Genomic DNA, 254 nt, shown 5'->3' on the forward strand with positions numbered 1-254 from the left:
GGGCTCGGAGATGTGTATAAGAGACAGCGGCACGCTCGGCGACCTGTTCGAGAAGGTGTTCGTCAGCGGAGAGCTCGGCACGATCAAGCCGAGCCCCGAGATCTTCGAGCACGTCATGGCCGAGCTGGGGGTCACGCCGGAGCAGACGGCTGTCTCTTATACACATCTCCGAGCCCACGAGACACTCGCTAATCTGGGGGGGTGGTCTTTTGTTTGGAGAGGGGGGGGGGGGGGGGGGGGGGGGGGGGGGGGGG

The 254-nt window shown here is 65.7% G+C and carries 1 protein-coding gene; it reads left to right on the plus strand.

Features of this window, described 5'->3' with window-relative positions:
- Window positions 1-254 (plus strand): HAD family hydrolase (locus ACPYOG_RS20020; protein ID WP_481295852.1); only part of this gene is annotated, 254 nt, incomplete at both ends.

The sequence above is a fragment of the Leifsonia sp. HAY1-4F genome (assembly GCF_056755275.1).